At 61.5% G+C, this 24,532-nt stretch carries 23 protein-coding genes; 8 read left to right on the plus strand and 15 right to left on the minus strand.

Annotation, left to right across the window (positions count from 1 at the left end; genetic code table 11):
- Positions 1-5 precede the first annotated feature (5 nt).
- The 8 genes from tsaE to NCHU2750_RS18960 form a co-directional block, all read right to left on the minus strand.
- The gene (gene tsaE, locus NCHU2750_RS18925) at positions 6-1,517 is read right to left on the minus strand and encodes a tRNA (adenosine(37)-N6)-threonylcarbamoyltransferase complex ATPase subunit type 1 TsaE (protein ID WP_119942128.1); all 1,512 of its coding nucleotides are present in this window, start codon (positions 1,515-1,517) and stop codon (positions 6-8) included.
- Positions 1,514-4,078 (minus strand): sensor histidine kinase, encoded by a 2,565-nt coding sequence (locus tag NCHU2750_RS18930; RefSeq protein ID WP_119942130.1) that lies wholly within the window; start codon positions 4,076-4,078, stop codon positions 1,514-1,516. Before NCHU2750_RS18930 ends, tsaE begins: the two co-directional genes overlap by 4 nt.
- A 206-nt stretch (positions 4,079-4,284) precedes the next feature.
- Entirely contained in the window at positions 4,285-5,685 is a 1,401-nt protein-coding gene (gene ahcY / locus NCHU2750_RS18935; protein ID WP_119942132.1) for an adenosylhomocysteinase, read from the minus strand.
- A gap of 162 nt (positions 5,686-5,847) precedes the next feature.
- Positions 5,848-6,123, minus strand: a complete 276-nt coding sequence (locus NCHU2750_RS18940) for an HPr family phosphocarrier protein (protein WP_119942134.1) — start codon at positions 6,121-6,123, stop codon at positions 5,848-5,850.
- 11 nt (positions 6,124-6,134) lie between these two features.
- Positions 6,135-6,536, minus strand: a complete 402-nt coding sequence (locus NCHU2750_RS18945; RefSeq protein ID WP_119942136.1) for a PTS sugar transporter subunit IIA — start codon at positions 6,534-6,536, stop codon at positions 6,135-6,137.
- Positions 6,537-6,660: 124 nt separating this feature from the next.
- Positions 6,661-7,128, minus strand: coding sequence for an HPr kinase/phosphorylase (locus tag NCHU2750_RS18950; protein ID WP_119942138.1), 468 nt, complete (start codon positions 7,126-7,128; stop codon positions 6,661-6,663).
- The gene (locus tag NCHU2750_RS18955; protein ID WP_502703858.1) at positions 7,125-8,909 is read right to left on the minus strand and encodes a sensor histidine kinase; all 1,785 of its coding nucleotides are present in this window, start codon (positions 8,907-8,909) and stop codon (positions 7,125-7,127) included. The genes NCHU2750_RS18950 and NCHU2750_RS18955 overlap by 4 nt, the downstream gene beginning before the upstream one ends.
- Before the next feature lie 86 nt (positions 8,910-8,995).
- A complete protein-coding gene (locus NCHU2750_RS18960; RefSeq protein WP_119943537.1) occupies positions 8,996-9,715 on the minus strand; it encodes a response regulator transcription factor in 720 nt (239 codons plus the stop codon).
- 351 nt (positions 9,716-10,066) lie between these two features.
- Between NCHU2750_RS18960 and NCHU2750_RS18965 the strand changes: the two genes are divergently transcribed.
- The 3 genes from NCHU2750_RS18965 to NCHU2750_RS18975 all read left to right on the plus strand — a co-directional run bounded on the left by NCHU2750_RS18965 (position 10,067) and on the right by NCHU2750_RS18975 (position 12,906).
- Positions 10,067-11,677 (plus strand): phosphoenolpyruvate carboxykinase, encoded by a 1,611-nt coding sequence (locus tag NCHU2750_RS18965; RefSeq protein WP_119942140.1) that lies wholly within the window; start codon positions 10,067-10,069, stop codon positions 11,675-11,677.
- A 155-nt stretch (positions 11,678-11,832) separates the two neighbouring features.
- Positions 11,833-12,267 carry an alternative ribosome rescue aminoacyl-tRNA hydrolase ArfB gene (arfB, locus tag NCHU2750_RS18970; protein ID WP_119942142.1) on the plus strand — a complete coding sequence of 145 codons (435 nt, stop codon included), beginning with the start codon at positions 11,833-11,835 and terminating at the stop codon, positions 12,265-12,267.
- 30 nt (positions 12,268-12,297) lie between these two features.
- Positions 12,298-12,906 (plus strand): alpha-ketoglutarate-dependent dioxygenase AlkB family protein, encoded by a 609-nt coding sequence (locus NCHU2750_RS18975; protein ID WP_119942144.1) that lies wholly within the window; start codon positions 12,298-12,300, stop codon positions 12,904-12,906.
- 15 nt (positions 12,907-12,921) lie between these two features.
- Here NCHU2750_RS18975 and coaA read toward each other — a convergent pair whose 3' ends face one another.
- The 7 genes from coaA to hisB all read right to left on the minus strand — a co-directional run bounded on the left by coaA (position 12,922) and on the right by hisB (position 17,658).
- Entirely contained in the window at positions 12,922-13,911 is a 990-nt protein-coding gene (gene coaA, locus NCHU2750_RS18980) for a type I pantothenate kinase (protein WP_119942146.1), read from the minus strand.
- Entirely contained in the window at positions 13,908-14,231 is a 324-nt protein-coding gene (locus NCHU2750_RS18985; RefSeq protein WP_119942148.1) for a phosphoribosyl-ATP diphosphatase, read from the minus strand. Before NCHU2750_RS18985 ends, coaA begins: the two co-directional genes overlap by 4 nt.
- Positions 14,232-14,241: 10 nt before the next feature.
- Entirely contained in the window at positions 14,242-15,018 is a 777-nt protein-coding gene (hisF, locus tag NCHU2750_RS18990) for an imidazole glycerol phosphate synthase subunit HisF (RefSeq protein WP_119942149.1), read from the minus strand.
- A gap of 103 nt (positions 15,019-15,121) precedes the next feature.
- Positions 15,122-15,865, minus strand: a complete 744-nt coding sequence (gene hisA / locus NCHU2750_RS18995; protein WP_119942150.1) for a 1-(5-phosphoribosyl)-5-[(5-phosphoribosylamino)methylideneamino]imidazole-4-carboxamide isomerase — start codon at positions 15,863-15,865, stop codon at positions 15,122-15,124.
- A gap of 29 nt (positions 15,866-15,894) precedes the next feature.
- The gene (hisH, locus tag NCHU2750_RS19000; protein ID WP_119942152.1) at positions 15,895-16,545 is read right to left on the minus strand and encodes an imidazole glycerol phosphate synthase subunit HisH; all 651 of its coding nucleotides are present in this window, start codon (positions 16,543-16,545) and stop codon (positions 15,895-15,897) included.
- Positions 16,545-17,030 carry a DUF2628 domain-containing protein gene (locus NCHU2750_RS19005; RefSeq protein ID WP_162939679.1) on the minus strand — a complete coding sequence of 162 codons (486 nt, stop codon included), beginning with the start codon at positions 17,028-17,030 and terminating at the stop codon, positions 16,545-16,547. The genes hisH and NCHU2750_RS19005 overlap by 1 nt, the downstream gene beginning before the upstream one ends.
- 19 nt (positions 17,031-17,049) lie before the next feature.
- Complete coding sequence (gene hisB, locus NCHU2750_RS19010) at positions 17,050-17,658, minus strand: imidazoleglycerol-phosphate dehydratase HisB (protein ID WP_119942156.1); 609 nt, start codon at positions 17,656-17,658, stop codon at positions 17,050-17,052.
- 236 nt (positions 17,659-17,894) lie between these two features.
- On the opposite strand from hisB, the gene hslV reads away from it, so the two are divergent.
- From hslV to NCHU2750_RS19035, 5 genes are all read left to right on the plus strand, one after another.
- Entirely contained in the window at positions 17,895-18,422 is a 528-nt protein-coding gene (hslV, locus tag NCHU2750_RS19015) for an ATP-dependent protease subunit HslV (protein ID WP_119943539.1), read from the plus strand.
- Positions 18,423-18,498: 76 nt separating this feature from the next.
- Positions 18,499-19,809, plus strand: coding sequence for an ATP-dependent protease ATPase subunit HslU (gene hslU, locus NCHU2750_RS19020; RefSeq protein WP_119942158.1), 1,311 nt, complete (start codon positions 18,499-18,501; stop codon positions 19,807-19,809).
- A gap of 205 nt (positions 19,810-20,014) precedes the next feature.
- Positions 20,015-20,950 carry a DUF1402 family protein gene (locus NCHU2750_RS19025; protein WP_162939726.1) on the plus strand — a complete coding sequence of 312 codons (936 nt, stop codon included), beginning with the start codon at positions 20,015-20,017 and terminating at the stop codon, positions 20,948-20,950.
- A 44-nt stretch (positions 20,951-20,994) separates the two neighbouring features.
- The gene (locus tag NCHU2750_RS19030; RefSeq protein ID WP_119942160.1) at positions 20,995-22,392 is read left to right on the plus strand and encodes a cytochrome P450; all 1,398 of its coding nucleotides are present in this window, start codon (positions 20,995-20,997) and stop codon (positions 22,390-22,392) included.
- A gap of 111 nt (positions 22,393-22,503) precedes the next feature.
- Positions 22,504-24,504 carry a hydantoinase/oxoprolinase N-terminal domain-containing protein gene (locus tag NCHU2750_RS19035; RefSeq protein WP_119942162.1) on the plus strand — a complete coding sequence of 667 codons (2,001 nt, stop codon included), beginning with the start codon at positions 22,504-22,506 and terminating at the stop codon, positions 24,502-24,504.
- Positions 24,505-24,532 lie beyond the last annotated feature (28 nt).

Below are 24,532 nucleotides of genomic sequence, written 5' to 3' on the forward strand. Positions count from 1 at the left end.
GTGTTTTATGATTCGGGAAGCTCTATTCCAGCCCGCGCGCACCAATCACGCAAGGGGGCGAGTGCATCATGGGCAAGCGCCACCGAAAGATGCCGGAGCGTGCGCGGCATATGCTTCAGGTATTGCGGCTTGCCGTCCCGCTCTTTCAGCCGAACCCAGAGGCCGGCAAGCTTGCAGTTTCGCTGCGCCGCCATGATCGCCCAGGCCTTGAGGAAGGCCGGTTCGTCGAAACTGCCGAGCGCCCGGCGCAGCGTCAGATAATCGACCATCATCTGGTCTGCCAGCGGCTTTGGAATATCGACGCGGGCATCCTGCACGATCGACGCCAGATCATAGGCGGTCGGCCCGATCATCGCGTCCTGAAAATCGATCAGCCCGACCCGACGCATACCCGCTTCCTCGGGCCGCCAGATGATGTTGGGCGAATGAAAGTCGCGCAAAAGCAGGTTCGTCTCGGCGCCGGAAAGCTCGGCGATCAGCCCGTCCCAGATCGCAAGATAGTCCTGCCGCTCCTCCTCGCTCGGTTGCGCACCACGCTTCCATGGCAGGTACCAGTCGAGAATGAGCCGGGCTTCCATCTTCATTGCCACCGGATCGAAATCCGGCACATGGTGGATATGACCGTCCTTGAGTGGCAGATCCTGTTGCATCGGATGGCCGTGCAGGAAGGCAAGCGCCACGACGCTCTCGCGATAACGATCCGCAATCGGCCTGCCCTCGTCATCCAGTACGCCATCCGTGCCGAGATTGTCGATCAGCAGAATGCCCTGTTCGTAATCGACAGCGAGAACCTTCGGCGCGACGAGCCCGATGCCGAGCAGATATTCCGAGATCGCCACGAACGGATAGGCGTCCTCGGCGATATGCGCGACCTTGGGGTAGGGCTTGCCGTCGAGTACCGCAGGGCCATCCGGCCGCCGAGGCCAGTCCATCAGGATCAGCGTCTCGCCGGTTTCGGTGGTGATCCGCTCATAGGCCCGCATCGATGCATCGCCGGTCAGAAACCGGCGCTTCGCATGGGCATAACCGTGAAGCGTCAGGAATTCGCGGATCGCCAGAACCCGCCTGATGCGGGCGATCGCTGCCGCCGGTGCCGAAATCGTCGCCCGACGGCCGGCACCTTCATGCTCCAGCTTCAGGACGATCCGGTCCCGCGGCAACAGGCCTTCGGCCATTTCCGGCCATTCGACCAGGCAGATACCCGAGGACAGCGCTTCGTCGAAGCCGAGTTCGTCGAGTTCCGACGCATCGCCAAGCCGGTAGAGATCGAAATGAGCGACGGGCAGGCGCAGGTCATAGGCCTGAACCAGGGTGAAGGTCGGGCTCGGCACGTCGATATCGGCATCGTCGGCAACGGCGCGGATCAGCGCACGGGCCAGCGTCGACTTGCCGGCACCGAGATCGCCCGAAAGTGCGACGCAATCTCCGGCCTTGAGGGCAAGTGCGAGATCCTCGCCGAATTCGATGGTTTGCGCTTCGCCGGCAAGAAAGAAGCTCAGCGTTTCGACGTCTGTCATTCCGCCGCGACCGAGTGGGCCGAGGAGCCGGCCGGGATGCGGCAGGTAACGGTCGTGCCTTCGCCGGCGCGGCTGTCGATCGAGACGTCGCCATTATGCAGATGGACGAAGCTCTCGACGATCGAAAGGCCGAGGCCTGCGCCGCTGCGCTTGCCGTCCTTGGCCTGCGCCCGGAACCGGTCGAACACGGTCTTCAGCATGTCCGGGGGAATGCCGGGGCCGCGGTCGCGCACCGAGAAGAACACATCCGTCTGGTCGCGCCAGCAATTGAGCGTGATGGTCGAGTTTTCCGGCGCGAAATTGGTGGCGTTGGTCAAAAGCTTGATGAGGATCTGTTTCAGCCGCTGCTGGTCGGCGACGATCGTGCCCATGCCGGCCGGGGCGATGATCTCCAGCGTCATGTTGTTGTCCTGCAGCCGGTCGGCGATCTGCATGGCGACGTCGTCGAGCAGGTCTTCGATCGCCAGTTCCGAATAGTTGAGCTGCATGATGCCGGCATCGACGGTCGCGAGATCGAGGATGTCGTTGACGATCGTCAGCAGAACCGAGGACGAGGTCGAGATATGGTCGATATATTCCGCCTGCCGGTCGGTCAGCGGGCCGATGCCGGGCGTCTTTAAGAGATCGGTAAAGCCGATGATATTGGTCAGCGGCGAGCGCAATTCGTAGGAAACGTGCTGGACGAAATCGTTCTTCAGCTCGTCCGCCTTGCGCAGCGCCTCGTTCTTTTCCTTCAGCGCCTTCTCGGCGCGTGCGCTGGCGGTCATGTCGACGAAGGTCAGCATCGTCTGCGCGTTCGGCAGCGGCGTGACGGCGTAGTCGAGGATCAGCCCGGAATAGAGGTCGAGCGTGCCCTGCAGCGTCATCCGCTCGTCGTCGAAGGCTGTCAGGGCCTGCGCAAACCGGCGCCAGCCATCCGGCTCGGCATAGGATGTGGCGCAGGCCGCCTCGATCTTCTTGATATGCGTTCCGGGCTCTGCCTCTTCGGCGGTAATCCCCCAGAGGGCACGGAAGGCAGGGTTCGACAAGCGGATGCGGCCATCGGGACCGAACACCGCCACGCCTTCCGACAGGTGGTCGATCGTTTCGCCCTGGACCCGCACCAGCGTATTGTAGCGGGCTTCGAGATCCACCTGTTCGGTGAGGTTCTCGAACACCCAGGTCGCGCCGCCCTGCGGATGGGCCGTCGCGATCACGCGCAGCGTCTGGCCGTTCGGCAGGTGCCAGGTGTCCGTCTTGGTATCGAGCGACTGGTAGACGGCAAGCGCCGTTTCCTTCCAGTTGCGCCAGTTGAGCTGTTCCGGCAGCTTGCCGTCGCTGCGCAGCCTGTCGAGAAGCTCGCTATTGTCGGGCTTCGATTCCAGGAAGGGCAGGCCGAGGCCCCAGAGCTGCACGAAGGCCTGGTTATAGAATTGCAGCCGGCGCGCATGATCGAAGATCGCCACCGGCGTCGCCAGATGATCGAGCGTCTCGGCGTGGCTCTTCAGCGTGCGCTTCAACTCCTCGCGGATGGTTTCCGCCTCCGAGACGTCGAGCGCCATGCCGGCCGAGCCGTTGATGGTCACCACGTCGACGACGTCGAGGACGGCACGGTTGCCGTGAACGACGGTCGAAAGGCGGTCGTGGAAGGGTGAGGTTACCGTCGCCTGCGCCCGGATCATTTCGCGGCTGACCGTGCCCAGAAGCTCGCGGCCCTCTTCAACGGCCCGCTGCGGGTTCGTCGCATCCACGGCGTCGCCATAGGCATGGTTGACCCAGGCGAGCTTGCCCTGGCCATCTCGCCGCCATGCCGGCTGATCGATTGCATCCAGGAGGGATTCGAACTGCGAGATCGAGCTCGTCAACCGCTCTCGCTCGATCTTCAGTTCGGCCAGTTCGGCGCGCAGATTGTTGAGTGCGAGGAAGCGGACAAAGGCCTTGCCGCCGGAGACGCGCCCCTGGACTTCCAGCAACTCGTCCCGGCCGGTTTCCACCACCATGTCGAAGCTGCGGGCATTGGACCTGAGTTCGTCGATCGCCTTTTCAAGCTCGGCTGCCGAACTTGCCCTCAGCCAGCGTCCGAAGGCGAGGAAATCTCGGTCGGCCTGCGGGGCTCCGGAATCTCCGGGAAGCTGGCCGAGGAATTCCGCCTTCGAAGATCCGCTTTCCCACACGACGATGCGGCGGTTCTTGTCGGCGATCAGGGCCTCGTATTTGGAAATCTGCTGCTGCGCATCCGACAGCGCGCTGCGCATTTCCTGGCTTTCGACCTCCATGTTGCCGCGCTGGCGAACCAGCCAGACGGCAGACAGGAGAGCCGCGCCAAGCGCGCCGAGAACCAGCGCCGAGACGATCATTTCAGCCGATGAAAACAGGCGGGAAGCGCCGGATCCCTGCGCCCATGCAGCGCTTGGCAGTGCAATCAGCGCAGTCGCGGACAGAAGAAAACGGAAGGCCTTCGGCAGACGCACGAAAGCAGCCTTGCCCCGCCGATTGCCGCCACGGAGCCGATTTCGGGCACTTTCGCCCGCGCCAAGAATTGGATCGGCCTGTTTGAGCAGGCTCGTTTTTCTTACCACCATATCCGGTGTGTCTCCGTCCAATTGCCGCTCATCGACAAGACATACCACGTCGTACCTTGCCCGAAGCCGAAGCCCCGAAAGGTCGAATCAAGTCCCAAAACAATACGTGTTCGACCGGTAGGCGGGAAGGGATCGCGGCAAAAAAGAAGCCCCGACCTTTTGTCAAGGTCGGGGCTACAAGATGTTGTGGATTAACCGGCTAGCAATTAGTAGCGGTAGTGGTCTGCCTTGAACGGACCCTGGGCCGACACGCCGATATAGGCAGCCTGTTCGTCGGAAAGGGTCGTCAGCTTCACGCCGAGCTTGTCGAGGTGCAGGCGTGCGACCTTCTCGTCGAGATGCTTCGGCAGGATGTAGACCTCGTTCTTGTATTCACCTTCCTTGGTGAACAGTTCGATCTGGGCCAGCGTCTGGTTGGTGAACGATGCCGACATCACGAAGGACGGGTGGCCGGTGGCGTTGCCGAGGTTCAAGAGGCGGCCTTCCGACAGAAGGATCATGCGGTTGCCCTTGGGGAACTCGATCATGTCGACCTGCGGCTTGACGTTGGTCCACTTGAGGTTCTTCAGAGCCGCAACCTGGATCTCGTTGTCGAAGTGGCCGATATTGCCGACGATCGCCATGTCCTTCATCTCGCGCATGTGCTCGATGCGGATGACGTCCTTGTTGCCGGTCGTGGTGATGAAGATGTCGGCAGACGAGACGACGTCTTCCAGCGTGACGACTTCAAAACCGTCCATGGCAGCCTGCAGCGCGCAGATCGGGTCGACTTCGGTGACCTTGACGCGGGCGCCGGCGCCCTGCAGCGAAGCGGCCGAACCCTTGCCGACGTCGCCATAGCCGCAGACGACTGCAACCTTGCCGGCCATCATCACGTCGGTACCGCGGCGAATGCCGTCGACCAGCGATTCCTTGCAGCCGTACTTGTTGTCGAACTTCGACTTGGTGACCGAATCGTTGACGTTGATTGCCGGGAAGGGCAGGAGGCCCTTCTTGGAGAGTTCATACAGACGATGAACGCCGGTCGTCGTTTCTTCGGTGACGCCCTTGATCGCGTCGCGCTGCTTGGTGAACCAGCCAGGCGAAGCCTTGAGGCGCTTCTTGATCTGCGCGAACAGGATCTCTTCTTCTTCCGAACCCGGATTGGAGAGCACGTCCTCGCCGGCTTCGGCGCGGGCGCCGAGCAGGATGTACATGGTGGCATCGCCGCCATCGTCGAGGATCATGTTGGACGTGCCGCCGTCGGTCCACTGGAAGATCTTGTCGGTATATTCCCAGTATTCGGTCAACGATTCACCCTTGACGGCGAAGACCGGGATACCGGCGGCAGCGATTGCGGCAGCGGCATGGTCCTGGGTGGAGAAGATGTTGCAGGATGCCCAGCGGATGTCGGCGCCGAGTTCCTTCAGCGTCTCGATCAGAACGGCGGTCTGGATCGTCATGTGCAGTGAGCCGGAAATGCGGGCGCCCTTGAGCGGCTTGGACGTACCGAATTCCGCGCGGCAGGACATCAGGCCCGGCATTTCGGTCTCGGCGATGTCCAGTTCCTTGCGGCCATAGGCTGCAAGGTTGATATCCGCGACGATAAAGTCTTTTTCACTGCTCATAAAGCTCTCCAGATCTCGTTGCACGACCAACATGGCCCGCCACGCGCAAAGGGCGGCGGCAGGCAAACTGGCTCGCGGTGTAGCAGGACTCACGCCCGCATGCAACGCAGATATAAAGAGGTCTTTATATGTTTATATCGATTGGCCCAACGGAGGCCCGGGTCAGGCCTCTTCGCCGAACTTGTTGGCGATCAGGCCTTCCAGCGCTTCCAGCGCCTCGGCGGCCTGCGGCCCTTCGGCCACCACATCGATGCAAGAGCCCGTGCTGGCGGCAAGCATCATCAGGCCCATGATCGATGTGCCGCCGACGCTCATGCCATCTTTGGAGACGATGATCGTCGCGTCGAAGCTTTCGACCATCTGGACGAATTTGGCGGAGGCCCGGGCATGCAGCCCGCGCTTGTTGACGATCAGCAGTTGGCGGGAAAGAGCAGACATCCGGTTCAGGCCTATTTGCCGCTCAGAACGCGGCTTGCGACGTTGATATATTTGCGCCCGGCATCCGATGCCTCGACAAGTGCCTTTTCCATGTCGTCATCGCCACGCACGCCGGCAAGCTTGATCAGCATCGGAAGGTTCATGCCGGCGATCACTTCGGTCTTGCCGCTTTCCATCACCGAAATCGAAAGGTTGGATGGAGTGCCGCCGAACATGTCGGTCAGGATGATCACGCCGCTACCGGCATTGGCGCGACCGACGGCATCAAGAATATCCTGCCGCCGCTGATCCATATCGTCCTCGGGACCGATGCAGACAGTTTCGATGAATTTCTGAGGTCCGACGACATGCTCGACGGCGTGCCGGAATTCCTCAGCCAGCTTGCCATGGGTGACAAGCACCAGTCCGATCATGAAAATACGTCCCCTGATTTCAAAACTCGCGGCCCATATCGCAACGCACTGGCGCCGTCCAGCGGCGGGATGCCATCTTCGCCAACTGGAATTGAAGTTCAAGTTAAAAAATCAGGCAATAGAGTCACCAAATTGATGCTTGTGCACGCCAGGAGGGCATCATCGCGCCGATGACCGCAAGCGGATCGGTTGCCGTATTGGCAAGCCGGATCATCGGCAGCACGCCGATACCGGCAAGCTGAAACCGCTCGTCCTCCGGCGGAAGACGCTCCGTGTCGGCCAGCGAAACCACCTTGATCGCGAGGTCGAGAGGAGCCGTTTCGACATGCTCCATATGAACGATGCCGCTGCCCCTTATTTCCATCAAGCCGGCAATCGCGGCCGGGCAGGAGGCAAATATTCTGCCGTCCCGGCCGTCGACCAGTACCTGATCGTCCGCCACCAGGGCCGCTGCAACATTATGCCGGCGGGCGATGGCGAGACAGGAAAGAGCGGCCATCGACTTGCCGATCCCGGAAGGGCCGATGAAAAGCAGGCCGCGGCCATCCACGACGATGGCAGTCGCATGGATATTGCGGATCGCGCCTGTCACGGAGCGTTGCCTGCGGGCAGCGAGAGCGTGAAGCGTGCGCCGATCAGTTCCTGCGACTTGCCATGCAGGTTTTCAGCCCTGAGGCTGCCGCCATGGGCCTCGGCGATCTGCCGGCTGATCGACAGGCCGAGACCGGAATTCTGCCCGAAGCTCTCGCCGTCCGGCCTGTCCGTATAGAACCGCTCGAAGATCCGGTCGATATTTTCAGCCTGGATGCCCGGACCGTTGTCATCGACGGTGATCACTACTTTGTCCTTGGCCCGGACGAGACGGATCGACAGCCTGCCGCCTTTTTCGGGAACGAAGGAGCGGGCATTCTCGATCAGGTTCGTGATTATCTGCCCGAGACGCAGATCGTGCCCGTTGACCATGTAGATATTGCGGTCGCCCGTCTTGTGTTCGCCCGCCTTGTGCTCGATCGAAAGGTCGATTTCCACCGGTTTGCGCCCGGTTCTGATTTGCTTGGAAATGTCGACGAGGTTCGACAGCAGCGTCTCCATGTCGACGGGCGACGAATCCGTGCGGGCGAGTTCCGCATCCAGCCGCGACGCATCGGAAATGTCGCTGATCAGCCGGTCGAGACGTCTTACGTCATGAAAGATGATATCCGTCAGCCGCTGTTTCGATTCATCCGACTTGGCAAGCGGCAGCGTCTCGACCGCACTTCTGAGCGACGTCAGCGGGTTCTTCAGCTCATGGCTGACATCCGCAGCGAAACTCTCGATTGCGTCGATGCGGTCGTAAAGCGCGTTGGTCATGTCGCGCACCGCAATGGAAAGGTTGCCGATCTCATCCTGTCGGTAGGAGAAGTCGGGGATTTCCTCGCGCTGCTTGGCGCCCCTCCGCACCCGGATCGCCGCTGCCGAAAGCCGGCGCAGCGGATTGGCGATCGTCGACGACAGAAGCAGCGACAGCACCACATTGACCAGTGTCGCGACGCCGAACACGCGCATGATCGCCAGGCGCTCGGCATGCACGATCTTGTCGATGTCGCCGGCTTGGGTGGAGAGCAGAAGCACGCCGAGAACGGCGCGAAAACGCTGGACCGGGACCGCGACGGAAACGATGAGTTCCCCCCGCTCGGTAATGCGCACCAGCGCGCCGCGCACGCCGGTCAATGCGTTCATCACTTCCGGATAGATCGATCCGTCGCCGCCCGGTGCTTCCTTGTAGATCGGCAGGTTGCCCGGCTGCAGCAGCCGGTTGAACATGCCCGACATCCATTCGCTCCAGGTCTGCGTCTCGTTTTCCACCGGCGGCAGGTCGTAGCGGAGAACCTGACCGCGGGAATAGAGATGGCGCGAATCGAGCAGCAGATTGGCATCGGCATCAAAAAGCCGTGCGCGCGTCCGTGTCGGTGAAATCAGCCGGCGCAGCACCGGCGCAACCCGCTCCGGATCGATCGGGAAATCGAGGTCCTCGTCGTTCGGCACCGGCGTGATGCTTTGCCCGGCCTGCAGTTCGAGAAGCTTTTCCGGGTCGATGGTGATCGAGTTTGTATCGACCGAGGCGGAAGCGGAAATCGCCGCCGCGATGATTTCGCCCTGCGTCAGCAGGCTTTCGACGCGGGCATCGATCAGGCCTTCGCGGAACTGGTTGAGATAGAGGATGCCCGCCACCAGCACCACGGTTGCCGCGATGTTGAAGAACAGGATGCGCCGGGTGAGGCTCGAAAATACCGCGTGGCCGAACAGGCGCCGGATGATGGTGAAGACATGCGGCAGGTGTCGGCGAGCGCTGCGCTTCGCCGGTCCCGATTCCGTTGGCTGGTTTTCGAGCAGTCTGTCTGCCACGTTCAATCCTTCTACCGGGCCAGTCTATCGCCGACCCGGTCGTGGCTTCAAGTTAACCTGTTGTAACCCTTCGCTCAGGCTGCTTCGCGGAAGCGATAGCCGACGCCATAGAGCGTTTCGATCATGTCGAAATCGGTGTCAACCATCTTGAACTTCTTGCGAAGCCGCTTGATGTGGCTGTCGATCGTGCGGTCGTCGACATAGACCTGCTCGTCATAGGCGGCATCCATCAGCGCGTCGCGGCTCTTCACGACGCCCGGCCGCTGCGCCAGCGAATGGAGGATGAGGAATTCGGTCACCGTCAGAGTAACGGGCTCGCCCTTCCAGGTGCAGGTATGGCGTTCCTGGTCCATCAGAAGCTGCCCACGCTCCAGGGTACGGGCTGCCTGCTGGTCAGGTGTCGGCTTGGCGCCCGGCACCTGGAGGTCCCGTGTGCCGGCGCGGCGAAGGATAGCCTTGACCCGCTCCACCAGCAGGCGCTGCGAGAACGGCTTGGTGATGAAGTCGTCGGCGCCCATCTTAAGGCCGAACAGTTCGTCGATCTCCTCGTCCTTGGAGGTGAGGAAAATCACCGGAAGGTCGGATTTCTGCCTCAGCCGGCGCAACAGTTCCATACCGTCCATGCGCGGCATCTTGATGTCGAAAATGGCCAGTTGAGGCGGCCGGGCCACCAGTCCGTCCAGTGCCGAAGCGCCGTCCGTATAGGTTTCGACCTTGTAGCCCTCCGCCTCGAGCGCGATCGACACCGAGGTCAAGATGTTCCGGTCGTCGTCTACGAGCGCGATTGTTTGCATACCGTCCGTCTCCATTGCCATTTCGTGCGCATCTCCTGGAATGACTTCTGCCAATTCCCAGCCCTCGCCATGCGCTTCATGAGGAGAAAGGTGGAACAAATTGTGGCAAAGTTAAAGGGGCGGCGGGTGACCTATCGTCATGAACGGGCATTTCCAGGCCGTGAAACTGCCCTTTATCAAGCGCATTAAAACGCTCCATAAACCGATTTAAACAGAAATAGATTTCTTTAAATCGATTAATTTATTGATATCGTTGATCTATTTTCAAATGGCGGCTTGCTGTTTTAAAAAACAGTCACTAGCTTCCCCGCCATCGGCCAATCGTATCAAGTTAGACGGAGGTAGGCGCGTATGGAGCAGCTTGGACTTTACAATCCGGCAAACGGACTGGCGGCGATCGGCCTGGATCAGGTTTCCCGGGTCAGCTACAACCTCTCCGAGGTCGAGCTTTACGAAGAGGCAATTCGTCGGGGCGAGGCGGATCTGACGGCCGACGGCGCGCTGCGCGCGGTCACCGGCCAGCATACCGGCCGGTCGCCGAAGGATAAGTTCGTCGTGCGCGACGCTGCCACCGAAGACAAGATCTGGTGGGATAACAACAAGCCCATGTCGCCGGAACATTTCGCGCTGCTGAAGGCCGACATGCTGGCCCATGCCGCGGGCAGGGAGCTTTACGTGCAGGATCTCGTCGGCGGAGCCGATGAAGCCAACGCCCTGCCGACCCGCGTCATTACCGAATATGCCTGGCATGCCCTGTTCATCCGCAATCTCCTGATCCGGCCGAAGCGCGACACGCTATCGACCTTCCAGCAGAAGCTCACGATCATCAACTTGCCGAGCTTCAAAGCCGATCCCGAGCGCCATGGTTGCCGGACCGAAACCGTCATCGCCTGCGATCTCGAAGCCGGCCTCGTGCTGATCGGCGGCACTTCCTATGCCGGCGAGAACAAGAAGTCGGTCTTCACCGCCCTCAACTATCTTCTGCCCGCCAAGGGCGTCATGCCGATGCATTGCTCGGCAAATGTCGGCAAGGATGGCGATACCGCCGTCTTCTTCGGCCTGTCCGGCACCGGCAAGACGACGCTATCGGCCGACCCGGCTCGTACCCTTATCGGCGATGACGAGCATGGCTGGGGCGAAACCGGTGTCTTCAACTTCGAAGGTGGCTGCTATGCCAAGGCGATCAAGCTCTCGGCCGAAGCCGAGCCGGAAATCTATGCCGCGACCCGTCGTTTCGGCACGGTCTTGGAAAACGTCGTGCTCGACGAAAACCGCGTGCCGGATTTCGACGACAACTCGCTGACGGAAAACACCCGCAGCGCCTACCCGCTGCATTTCATCCCGAACGCATCGGAAACCGGTCTCGCACCGCACCCGAAGACGATCATCATGCTGACTGCGGATGCTTTCGGCGTCATGCCGCCGATCGCCAAGCTGACGCCGGAACAGGCGATGTACCACTTCCTCTCCGGCTACACCGCCAAGGTTGCCGGCACCGAAAAGGGCGTGACGGAGCCGGAAGCCACCTTCTCCACCTGCTTCGGCGCCCCCTTCATGCCGCGCCATCCGGCCGAATACGGCAACCTGCTGAAGGACCTGATCGCCAGGCACGGCGTCGATTGCTGGCTGGTCAATACCGGCTGGACCGGCGGCGCCTATGGCACCGGCCGCCGCATGCCGATCAAGGCCACCCGTGCCCTGCTGACCTCTGCCTTGAACGGCAGCCTGAAGAATGCCGAGTTCCGCACCGATGCCAATTTCGGCTTCGCGGTTCCGGTCTCTGTTGACGGTGTCGAAACCGCGATCCTCGATCCGCGTTCGACCTGGGCCGATGGTCTGGCCTACGATAACCAGGCCGCCAAGCTCGTTTCGATGTTCATCAAGAACTTCGAGAAGTTCGAGGCCCATGTCGACAGCAAGGTGAAGGACGCTGCGCCTGGATTGCTGATCGCGGCTGAATAACCGCAAAACGTGTGATTCACGTGGAACCATCGGTCGGGACACCCTGACCGGTGGTTTTCTTTTGTCCGGCTTTGTGGGAAAGATGCCCGCCAGTCGCCAGCGCGCTATGCGTCCGTTCGGACGCACGAAGCACGATGCTGCAGAACCAGAGACCAATGGCCAGCAACCCGCTCATCATCAACAGCCGCATCACCATCGCTGCATGGGAACTGACCGAGCAGTTCGTGCTGGCGGGCGGCCCTGGCGGCCAAAACGTCAACAAGGTCTCGACTGCCGTCCAGCTGTTCTTCGACCTCGCAAACTCTCCCTCGCTGCCCGAGCGCGTCAAGGCAAATGCCTTGAAGCTTGCCGGAAAACGGGTGTCGAAGGAGGGCGTGCTGATGATAGAGGCCAGCCGCTCCCGCAGCCAGGAGCGCAATCGCGAGGAAGCGCGCGAAAAGCTGAAGGAACTGATCCTCGAAGCTGCCAAGCCGCCGCCGCCGGTTCGCAAGGCAACCAAGCCGACCAAGGGCTCGGTGGAGCGGCGTCTGAAGGCGAAATCCGGCCGCTCCGACGTCAAGAAGATGCGCGGCAAGCCGACTGGCGATTGAGTTCGCCGGCGAGGGAACGGGGGTAGAGTTATGGCAGCCTTGCCGAATGGGATCCGCCACCTGCCATCCTATCTGGACCGGCCGGCGCAGGAACGTCTGGTGGAAGCGATCCGAAAGGTCGTGTCTGAGGCGCCGCTTTACGTTCCCGCCATGCCCGGCACCGGCAAGCCGATGTCTGTCAGGATGACCAACTGCGGGTCGCTGGGATGGGTCACCGACAAGCAGCGCGGTTACCGCTATCAGCCGACGCACCCGGTGACCGGTAAGCCATGGCCCGCCATTCCGGCGCAACTGATCGAACTATGGGAAAGTCTGGCCGGCTATCCGAAGGAGCCGCAAGCCTGCCTGGTGAATTTCTATTCCGACGACGCAAGGATGGGCCTGCATCAGGACAGGGACGAGCAGGACCTTGCCGCCCCCGTCCTCTCCATCTCTCTCGGCAACACCTGCCTCTTCCGCGTCGGCGGCCTCGATCGCATGGACAGGACAGGCTCCTTCAAGCTGCAGAGCGGCGATATCGTGCTGCTTGGCGGTCAGGGAAGGCTCGCCTTCCACGGCGTCGACAAGATCTATCCCGCCACCTCCACGCTCCTGAAGAATGGCGGCCGGATCAATCTGACGTTAAGACGGGTCACTTAAGCCCGCCAAATCCCCTCAAAGCTTCCTCAGCGAAACCGTCTCGATGAAGTGATTGCGGCCCTTGCCGAGGATGATGTCGGCGCGGGGGCGGGTGGGCAGGATGTTTTGCCGCAGGTTCTTCAGGTTGATGTTTTCCCAAAGCCCTTCGGCAACCGCCCGTGCTGCCTCCTCGTCGATCGCGGCATATTTCTTGAAGAAGGATGTCGGGTCGCGGAAGGCGGTTTCGCGCAGCTTCATGAAGCGCTGCACATACCAGTGATGGATATGCTCCTCGGCGGCATCGATATAGATCGAGAAGTCGAAGAAGTCCGAAACGATCGGTACGATCTTTCCATCCGCCGGCAATGCCCGCGATTGCAGCACATTGATGCCTTCGAAGATCAGGATATCCGGGCGGTCGACCAGCGTATAGTCATCGGGCAGCACGTCATAGGTCAGGTGCGAGTAGCGCGGCGCCTTCACATTCGGCTCGCCGGCCTTGATCGCCGAGAGGAAGCGCAGGATCTGGCCGATATCGTAGCTTTCCGGAAAGCCCTTGCGTTGCATCATATCTTCGCGCTGAAGCACGGCATTGGGATAGAGGAAGCCGTCGGTGGTGATCAGGTCGACCTTGGGGCTCGAAGGCCAGCGGGCCATCAACTCCTTCAGCACGCGTGCCGTCGTCGATTTGCCCACCGCAACCGATCCGGCAATGCCGATGATGAAGGGCGTTTTCGAGCCGTCCGGCAGGCTCAGGAACCTGTTGCGCTGGCGGAACAGCCGCTGGGACGCCTCCACATGGGTCGAAAGCAGGCGCGACAGCGACAGGTAGATGCGCCTGACCTCGTCGAGATTAATCGGATCGTCCAGCGAGCGCAGGCGCGAGATCTCGTCCGCCGTCAGGGTCAGCGGCGTATCGGCCCGAAACCGCGCCCACTCATCCGCCGTGAAACGATGATAAGGCGAATAATATCCGGCTATCGGATTTGCTTCCGGCTCTTCGGCGGGCTTCGGTGCGCTGCTCATGATTTTGGCCGGCTCGCCTTTTCCTGCAGGCCGGATTGGTTCGTCCTGCGTTGAAGTTCGTCCAGCACATCCTGTAGTGGAATGCTGGCAATATTCAATACGACTAACAGGTGATAGAGCAGGTCAGCGCTTTCCGACGTCAGCTCTTTTCTGTCCTGCGCCAGGGCTGCGATCACCGTTTCGACGGCTTCCTCGCCAAGTTTCTTGGCAGCCTTGGTCTGTCCTGCCGCGGCAAGCTTGGCCGTCCAGGATTCGTCGGGCGAGGCCTTTGCACGGGTTGCAACGATCTGCTCCAGATCCTTAAGAGTGAATTCGCTCAACTCGGCCTCCTCAGTCCAGCCGCATGGCAATGCCGTGGTCGGCCATATAGCGCTTGGCTTCGCCGACCGTATAGGTGCCGAAATGGAAAATCGATGCGGCAAGAACAGCGGTGGCATGTCCCTGCGCAATGCCGGCGACGAGGTCGTCGAGATTGCCGACGCCACCCGAGGCGATGACCGGAACGCGAACCATGTCGGCGATCGTGCGCGTCAGTTCCAGGTCGTAGCCGACCTTGGTTCCATCGCGATCCATCGAGGTGACGAGCAGCTCGCCGGCACCGCGGTCCACCATCTTGCGGGCAAATTCCACGGCATCGATACCGGTCGGCGTGCGCCCGCCATGGGTGAAGATCTCCCACCGGTTCGCTTCCCCGGCGGCCGACACCTTCTTGGCGTCGATCGACACGACGATGCACTGGTTGCCGAACTTATCGGCGGCTTCCGCGACGAAATCCGGATTGTTCACCGCCGCCGAGTTGATCGACACCTTGTCGGCTCCGGCCAGCAGCAGCTTGCGGATATCAGCGACAGCCCGCACGCCGCCACCGACGGTGAGCGGCATGAAGCAATGCTCTGCCGTGCGTGCCACGACGTCGAAAATCGTCTCGCGATTGTCGGAAGAGGCGGTGATGTCGAGGAAGCAGAGTTCGTCGGCACCGGCGAGATCATAGGCCTTGGCAGCCTCCACCGGATCACCGGCATCGATCAGGTCGACGAAATTGACGCCCTTGACGACGCGGCCGTCCTTCACGTCGAGGCAGGGAATGACGCGGGCTTTGAGTGTCATCGGACGGCCGCCTTTCTTGTTTGCGTGTCCTCGCCGCTGCGCGGCTGCGGGCAACGCGGCCAACCCTTCACGTCGAGGCAGGGAATGACACGAGCCTTGAGGGTCATGCTGCACGACCTTTCTGCGCGTTGATCAGCGCCAGTGCCTCGGCAGGGTCGATGCGACCATCGTAAAGTGCCCGACCGGAAATCGCGCCTTCGAGGCGTGCGGCGTCCGGCTCCAGCATGCGTTTTATGTCATCGAGTGAGGCCAGCCCGCCGGACGCGATGACGGGAATGGAAACCGCATCGGCGAGATCCAGCGTCGAGGCCCAGTTGATGCCGGCCAGGATGCCGTCACGGTCGATATCCGTATAAATGATTGCCGAAACCCCGGCGCCTTCGAATTTCTTCGCAAGTTCGATCACGCCGAGCTCCGAGGCTTCCGCCCAGCCCTCGACCGCCACCTTGCCGCCCTTGGCATCGATGCCGACAGCGACCTTGCCTGGAAATTGCTTGCAGGCCTCGATGACGAGCGCCGGATCGCGCACGGCGACGGTACCCAGGATGACGCGGGAAAGGCCTCGGCTGAGCCAGCTGTCGATATGCTCCAGCGTGCGGATGCCGCCGCCGAGCTGAACCGGGTTCTTCGTGGCCTTCAGGATCGCGTCGACCGCATCGCCATTGACGCTCTCGCCGGCGAATGCACCGTTGAGGTCGACCACATGCAGCCATTCGAAGCCCTGGTCCTCGAAGGCTTTCGCCTGCGCGGCCGGGTCCGGATTGTAGACTGTGGCCTGCTCCATGTCGCCGAGCTTGAGGCGCACGCACTGGCCGTCTTTCAGATCGATAGCCGGAAAAAGGATCATTCTTTCTAGTCCTGTCGAGAGCGCGAGCCTTAGGGCTTCCAACGCAGAAAATTGGAAATCAGAGCCAGGCCGAGCTTCTGGCTCTTTTCCGGATGGAACTGCGAGCCCGCCATGTTGTCGCGTCCGACAAAGGCCGTCATTGCGCCGCCGTAATCGGTCGTGGCGATCACCTCGGCCGGATTTTCTGCGGCAAGATGGTAGGAATGGACGAAATAGGCATGCAGCCCGTCCGGTCCGGTGGGAATGCCGTCAAACAACGGGTGAGGGGTGCTGAGCGTCAGCGTGTTCCAGCCGATCTGCGGGATCTTAAGTTCCGGGTCCGACGGCGTCATTTCCTTCACGTCGCCTTGGATCCAGCCGAAACCGTCCGTCACCGTCTTCTCGAGCCCGTGCGAGGACATCAGCTGCATGCCGACGCAGATGCCGAGAAAGGGACGCGCCTTGTTTTCGACGGTCTCGACCAGCGCCTCATGCATGCCGGAAACGGCATCGAGACCAGCCCGGCAATCGGCATAGGCGCCGACGCCCGGCAGCACGACGCGGTCAGCCGCGGCAACCACCTCCGGTCTGTCGGTAAGCTCGATGGAGGCTTCGATGCCGGCCTCACGTGCCGCCCGTTCGAAAGCCTTGGTGGCCGAGCGCAGATTGCCCGAGCCGTAGTCGATGATTGCGACGCGCATCAGCGTCCTCCGTGATCGAAAAGTCCGAGAGCCGGACCCTGCCAACCGGTCGCGGCCGGCGGCTGTGTTGTGTTTTTCGCCCAGTCGGCCGGGGATGGCAGCGGCGAGGCGGTCGGCTCGGGCAGGCTGGAGAAATAGATTTCCTCGGCCGTCTGCCGGTCGACGGTGGTGATGATGTCCTCGAGTGTCCAGCCGCGGCGAATGAGGGAGTTGCCGTAATGGTTGCGGCCTTCGAGTGCAACAAGAAGACTGGTTGCGATGCCGAGCAGCGTTCCTGCCAGCCACAGGCCGGATATGCCGAGCAGCACGCCGCTCGCCGCCTGCAGCAGGAAGATCACGAGGCCGGCCACCCACAGCCGATGCCAGATCAACCAGATCCATGGAAACAGAAGGGCAGTCCACGAAAACCCGTCGGGCAGGATGAGCGTGGATCGGTGGTCCTTTTCGGCTCCACCCGGCGGTATCAGAACGAGATAGCTTCTCAAGGATGATCTCCCGGAAGCGTCAGGCAAGCGTTCCCTTGGTGGAGGGAACGCGGTTGGCCTGTCGCGGATCGATTTCTGTCGCGGTGCGCAGCACGCGCGCCACGGATTTGAAGCAGGTCTCGGCGATATGATGATTGTTGGCGCCGTAATGGTTGAGAATATGCAGGGTGATCCCGGCATTCTGCGCCAGCGCCTGGAAGAATTCGCGCACCAGTTCGGTGTCGAACGTGCCGATCTTCGGAGCCGAGAACGCCACGTTCCAGACCAGGAAGGGCCGGCCCGAAACGTCGATCGCAGCCTTGGTCATCGTCTCGTCCATGGCGAGATCCAGCGAGGCATAACGGGTGATACCGCGCCGGTCGCCGAGCGCCTTGGAAATCGCCTGGCCGATCGCAATCCCGGTATCCTCGACCGTATGATGATCATCGATATGCAGGTCGCCCTTCACGTCGATCTCCATGTCGATCAGCGAATGTCGCGAAAGCTGGTCGAGCATATGGTCGAAAAAGCCGACGCCCGTCGAAATCTTCGCCGTGCCGGTACCGTCGAGATTGACGGTGACCGAGACGGAAGTCTCGTTGGTCTTGCGGGAAACGCTTCCCACGCGTGCGGCTGTGGTTTCGCCCATAGGGGTCTGCTCCAATTCTGATTGCCGCTCCTTATCAGCAGGTCGGCGAAATATCCAGCAAAAGCACGGGGCTTTGCGACAGCTTGTCGAGGCGGCGAGGTGGGCGTGGCGATGAGATTGTATTCGGCGGTCGGCCACTTACATAGGGGTCAACACGGTCCCGGCAAAGCCCGTTTGGGTTTGGCGGGATGCTGCAATCCAAAGGCCCGCTTTCAAAGGGGCAGACAGGTGTATTGATGACAACAATTATTACAGTGAGAAAGGCCGGCAAGGTCGTCATGGCCGGTGATGGCCAGGTCTCGCTCGGCCAGACCGTCATGAAGGGCAATGCGCGGAAAGTGCGCCGCATCGGCAAGGGTGGCGAAGTCATCGCCGGTTTCGCCGGCGCCACGGCGGATGCCTTCACGCTTCTCGACCGGCTTGAAAAGAAGCTCGAACAATATCCCGGCCAGCTGATGCGCGCCGCCGTCGAACTCGCCAAGGACTGGCGCACCGACAAATATCTGCGCAATCTCGAAGCCATGATGCTGGTTGCCGACAAGACGACGACGCTGGCGATCACCGGTAACGGAGATGTTCTCGAGCCCGAACATGGCGCGATCGCCATCGGCTCCGGTGGCAACTACGCTTTCGCCGCCGCCCGCGCCATGATGGACAGTGACAAGTCGGCCGAGGAGGTCGCCCGCCAGGCACTCGATATCGCCGCCGATATCTGCGTTTATACCAACCACAATCTCATCGTCGAAACGCTCGACGCCGAGTAACCCATTCAATTCCTGAAAAGGGTCCCGCGGACCGGGCCGAAATGGCCGGCCGCAACGGGAAGGCCAAGAGGATCAAATGACCAATTTTTCTCCAAGAGAAATCGTTTCCGAACTCGATCGCCACATTATCGGCCAGCATGATGCCAAGCGGGCTGTGGCGATCGCGCTGCGCAACCGCTGGCGCCGCCATCAGCTCGACGAGAGCCTGCGCGACGAAGTGATGCCGAAGAACATCCTGATGATCGGCCCGACCGGCGTCGGTAAGACGGAAATCTCCCGTCGCCTCGCCAAGCTCGCTGGCGCTCCCTTCATCAAGGTCGAAGCCACCAAGTTCACCGAGGTCGGTTATGTCGGCCGCGATGTCGAGCAGATTATCCGCGACCTCGTCGAGATCGGCATCGGCCTAGTGCGCGAAAAGAAGCGCTCCGAGGTTGAGGCCAAGGCGCATCAGAGCGCCGAAGAGCGCGTACTCGACGCGCTGGTCGGCTCGACCGCGTCGCCCGCAACTCGCGACAGCTTCCGCAAGAAGCTCCGTGCCGGCGAGCTGGACGACAAGGAAATCGAGATCGAAGTGGCCGATAGCGGCTCCGGCATGCCCGGCGGTTTCGAAATCCCCGGCATGCCGGGTGCCAATATCGGCGTGCTCAACCTTTCCGACATGTTCGGAAAGGCTATGGGCGGCCGCACGAAGAAGGTGAAGACCACAGTCTCGAAGTCCTATGGCGAACTCATCCGCGATGAGTCCGACAAGTTGATCGACAACGAGGTCATCCAGCGCGAGGCAGTGCGTGCGGTCGAAAACGATGGCATCGTCTTTCTCGACGAGATCGACAAGATCGCCGCTCGCAATGGCGCCATGGGTGCCGGTGTTTCACGTGAAGGCGTCCAGCGCGACCTGCTGCCGCTCGTCGAAGGCACGACGGTTTCGACCAAGTATGGCCCGGTCAAGACGGATCACATCCTCTTCATCGCCTCCGGTGCCTTCCATGTCGCCAAGCCCTCGGATCTTCTGCCGGAACTCCAGGGCCGCCTGCCGATCCGTGTCGAGCTTCGGCCGCTGACCAAGGAGGATTTCCGCCGCATCCTGACGGAAACCGAAGCGAGCCTCATCCGCCAGTACAAGGCGCTGATGGGAACGGAAGATCTGTCGCTGGAATTCACCGAGGATGCCATCGATGCCCTGGCGGACGTTGCAGTCCATCTGAACTCGACGGTCGAGAATATCGGCGCCCGTCGTCTACAGACGGTGATGGAACGTGTGCTGGACGAGATCTCGTTTACCGCACCGGATCAGGGCGGCACGTGGATCACGATCGACGCCGATTATGTCCGCAGGCATGTGGGCGATCTGGCCGCCGATACCGACCTCTCGCGCTACATCCTCTAACCCGTTCAAGTGGCAGCCGGGCAACGTCCGGCTGCCACTAATCGTGCGATTGACGCTATTTTGAACGTCTTTCTCTCGACATTACAGCATGTCTTCACGTAAGGGTGGCGCGCTTTCGCGTATAGCGGGGGCGGCTCCATGATTTGACTTGTCACAGCCCCTGGAGCCGAAACTGGCGCTGGCCAAATGCTGGGACACGGAAATCTTGAAACGCATCCTGATCGCATTGCTGTTAACAACCGCCTGGGCGGTGTCGTCCTCGGCCCCCGTGGCTGCCATGACGATCGTGCCGGAAGGCAATCGCAACGCTGAGCAGCCCAAGATCCCGGGTGCCTCCGTTCGTCGCACCCGCGCCGGCCGCACCACGTTTGACGACAAGTATGACAAGGTCATCGAGCTTCTGTCCTCCGACCATGCGCTGATCGCCAAGATCAAATCGACGGCAGCCGCCTATGACATCGATCCGGTCCACATCATCGGCGCGATCGTCGGCGAACATACCTATAATGTCGATGCCTATGACCGGCTGCAGACCTATTACATAAAGGCGGCCGCCTATGCCGGAGAGCGTTTCCGCTTCGCCTATGACGATGAAGGCATCGACCAGTTCATCGCCCGCCCGCAGTTTCAGAAATGCGCCGAATATACCGATTCCTACCGCCTTTGGACCTGTCGCGAAAACGTCTGGGACAAGTCGTTCCGTGGCCAGAAGGTCGATGGCAAGTCATTCCCTGATAATCGCTTCAGCGCCGTCTTCTTCCAGCCGTTCTATGCCGGCCAGACCTTTGGCCTCGGTCAGCTCAATCCGCTGACCGCGCTGATGTTCTCCGACATGGTCGCCAAGGTTTCCGGCTATCCGAAGCTGGATGAAAACAAGGCGGCGGATGTCTATGACGCGATCATGGATCCGGACAAATCGCTTGCCTATATGGCAGCCACGATCCGCCGCTCGATCGATGACTACAAGACGATCGCCGATGTCGATATTTCCCACAATCCCGGCATTACCGCGACGCTCTACAATACCGGTGGCTCGGCCGAACGTGCGGCTGCCCTGAAAGCCCGCGGCGGCCTGCCGGAGGAAAATTATTACGGCTGGCTCGTCAACGATAAGATCGCTCAGTTGAAATCGCTGCTCTAAGGCCTGATATCTTTCCAATCAGGAACTGAAGAGGAGGGTGGTTGATGGACATGCGTCCTGACCCCTTTGTGCCGCCGGCCCCGATACCGCACACCCAACCGCTGTCGCGTTGGGGCATCATATCGACGGCACTCCGCAATCCGCTGGAGCTCTGGGGCCAGATGTCCTTCACGCTTCCCTGGATCGATACGAAATTCTTCAAGGAGCGCACCCTGATCGTCAACGATCCGGGTCTCATCCGCCACGTACTCGTCGACAACGCGTCCAATTACGAGATGGCGGAAGTGCGTCAGCTGATCCTGAGACCGATCCTGCGCGATGGCCTGCTGACCGCCGAAGGTCCCGTCTGGAAGCGTTCGCGTAAGGCCATGGCGCCTGTCTTCACGCCTCGCCATGCCCGCGGTTTTGCCGGCCAGATGCTGGCGAAATCCGAGGAATATGTCGCAAAATACGATGCGGGCGCGGCCGATGGCACGGTGCACGACATCTCCGTCGACATGACCGAGCTGACCTATGCGCTGCTCGCCGAAACGCTCTTTTCCGGCGAGATCGCCGGCGAAAAGGACAGCGTTGCCAACGATGTCGACAGCCTGTTGCACCGCATGGGCCGCGTCGATCCGATGGATCTGATGCGTGCGCCGCCCTGGGTGCCGCGCATCACCCGCATCGGCGGCCGCAAGGTGCTCGACAAGTTCCGCAGCATCGTTTCCGACACCATGCTCATGCGCCGAAAGCGCATGCAGGAGACACCGGACGACGTGCCGCAGGATTTCCTCACCCTGCTGCTGCAGCTCGAAGGTCCGGAGGGTCTCTCCATGGCGGAGATCGAGGACAATATCCTCACCTTCATCGGCGCCGGCCATGAAACGACGGCGCGGGCGCTCGCCTGGACCCTCTATTGCGTCTCCCATTCGCCGCATGTCCGCGACGAGATGGAGCGCGAGATCGACCGCGTTCTGGCAAGCGGTGCCGAACCGGTGGAATGGCTGGAACTGATGCCCTGGGTGCGCGCCGCCTTCGAGGAGGCACTCAGGCTCTATCCGCCGGCACCGTCGTTGAACCGCGCCGCCATCAAGGATGATCGCTGGACGAGCCCGAGCGGCGAGACAGTCGAGATCGAGGCCGGGGTGACCATCCTCGTCATGCCCTGGACGCTGCATCGCCACGAGCTTTACTGGGAAAAGCCGCGTGCCTTCATGCCGGAACGCTTCCTGCCGGAAAACCGCGGCAGGATCGGCCGCTTTCAATATCTGCCCTTCGGCGCCGGCCCGCGCACCTGTATCGGCGCCACCTTCGCCATGCAGGAAGCGGTCATTGCGCTCGCCGTGATGATGAAGCGCTATCGTTTCGACAGCCTGCCGGATACCGAAGTCTGGCCGGTGCAGAAACTGACGACCCAGCCGCGCGACGGCATGCCGATGCGCGTCAGCCTGAGAACCTGAAGGTACTGGAAAATCGGGAGCCTGAGGGCGACAGGGAATGTCTCTGTCGGTCGATTGATCGTGCCGTGCCTTAAGTTATTGATTGCTCGATAAGCGTTCGGGAATTGTCGCGTGGCTTCACCTCTTCTCCTCGGCATTGATACCGGCGGCACCTACACCGATGCCGTTCTGTTTCGTGAAGACCTGGGCGTCATCGCGAAGGCCAAGTCGCTCACCACCCGGCGTGACCTGTCGCAAGGCGTGGCCGGTGCCGTCAGCGCAGCGCTTGAAAAGGGCGCGGTTTCCGCCGCCGATATTGCCATGGTCTCGCTGTCGACGACACTCGCCACCAATGCACTGGTGGAAGGGCAGGGCGGCCGCGCCGCACTCATCATGATCGGTTTCGGCCCGGACGATCTCGTCCGCGCCGGCCTGTCGGATGCGCTGGGAACCGATCCGGTCATCTTTCTGCCTGGTGGCCACGATGTGCATGGCAATGAAACGCCGCTCGACATGGCGACACTCGAAGCCGATCTACCGGCTCTTGGCTCCACCGTTTCGTCCTTCGCTGTCGCAGGCTATTTCGCCGTACGGAATCCGGCTCACGAAATCCGGGTGAGGGATCGCATCCGGGCGCTCAGCCACAAGCCGGTCACCTGCAGTCATGAACTCTCCTCCCGGCTTGGCGGTCCGCGCCGAGCGCTGACGACGCTTCTCAATGCAAGGCTGGTTTCGATCATCGACCGGCTGATCGGCTCGACCGAGGATTTTCTGAAACGATCCGGCATTGATGCGCCGCTGATGGTCGTGCGTGGCGATGGCGCCCTGATGTCGGCATCAGAAGCGCGCCTGCGGCCGATCGAGACCATCCTCTCCGGCCCCGCCGCAAGCCTGGTCGGCGCCCGATATCTCACCGGCCTCGACAATGCCGTGGTCTCCGATATCGGCGGCACGACAACCGACGTCGCCATCCTCCAGGATGGAAGGCCGAAGCTTGCCCCCGATGGTGCCAATGTCGGCGGCCACGACACCATGGTCGAGGCCGTGGCGATGCGCACCTATGGCCTCGGCGGTGATTCGGAAGTCCATGTCGACGAGCGCGGACTTGAAGCGAGAATCACGCTTGGGCCCCGCAGGCTTCTGCCACTCAGCCTTCTGGCCGCAAGCCACGAAGCCTTTGTCATGGAGGTTCTGGAACAGCAGTTTCGCGCGCCCCATCCCGGCCGCCACGATGGACGTTTCGTCATCCGCATTGCTGCCCCCGGCGCAGATCACGGTCTCCAGCCACAGGAACACGCGCTTCTGGTACGAATTGGCACCGAGCCCGTGGCACTCACCGCCCTGCTGACGATGAATTCACAGAAAGCCGTCCTCGACAGGCTGGTCGGGCGCGGCACTGTGCAACTGAGTGGTATCACGCCATCCGATGCTCTCCATGTGCTTGGGCGCCAGGGGCAATGGAATGGCAAGGCCGCTCGGCTCGGCCTGCAGATCGCTGCTCGAAGGAAAAACGGCGCCGGCCGCGAGATTGCCGGATCCGCCGATGAACTCGCCAAAATCATCGTTGACCGTCTGACCCGCCAGTCGGCCGAGGCGATCCTGTCGGCCTGCCTTGCCGAGGACGGGGCAGGGGCGATCGATCCTGCCGTCTCGCTGGCAGTCGATCGTGCCCTGAAGCGCAGCCCGGGCATTGCGCGCTTTTCACTGGCGCTCGACCGGCCGCTTGTCGGCCTTGGGGCCTCCGCACCGGTCTACTACCCGGCAATCGCCGACATGCTGGGAGCCGGATCGATCATTCCAGCCGATGCCGATGTGGCCAATGCGATTGGTGCTGTGGTCGGGCAGATCAGGGTTACCTGCACCGTGACCGTGACCTCGCCGGAACAGGGGCTCTATGTCATTGCAGGTAGCGGCGAAACCATAATGGTGGCCGGCGAATCACATGCGCTTGATATGGCGCGGCAAAGGGCGCACGCGGCGGCACGTGAAAAAGCCGGCCTGGAGGGCGCGGGCGATGTTCTCGTGACACTCGAGGAAGAGATTGCCGCGCCCGAGATCGAGGGCGAGAGAAGGCTGGTCGAGGCACGCATCACCGCCTTCGCGACAGGCCGGCCGAGGATGACCCACTCCTGAGGCTGCCGTCGCGACACGGTGCCGACGC

The organism is Neorhizobium sp. NCHU2750 (assembly GCF_003597675.1).
Lineage (GTDB): Bacteria > Pseudomonadota > Alphaproteobacteria > Rhizobiales > Rhizobiaceae > Neorhizobium.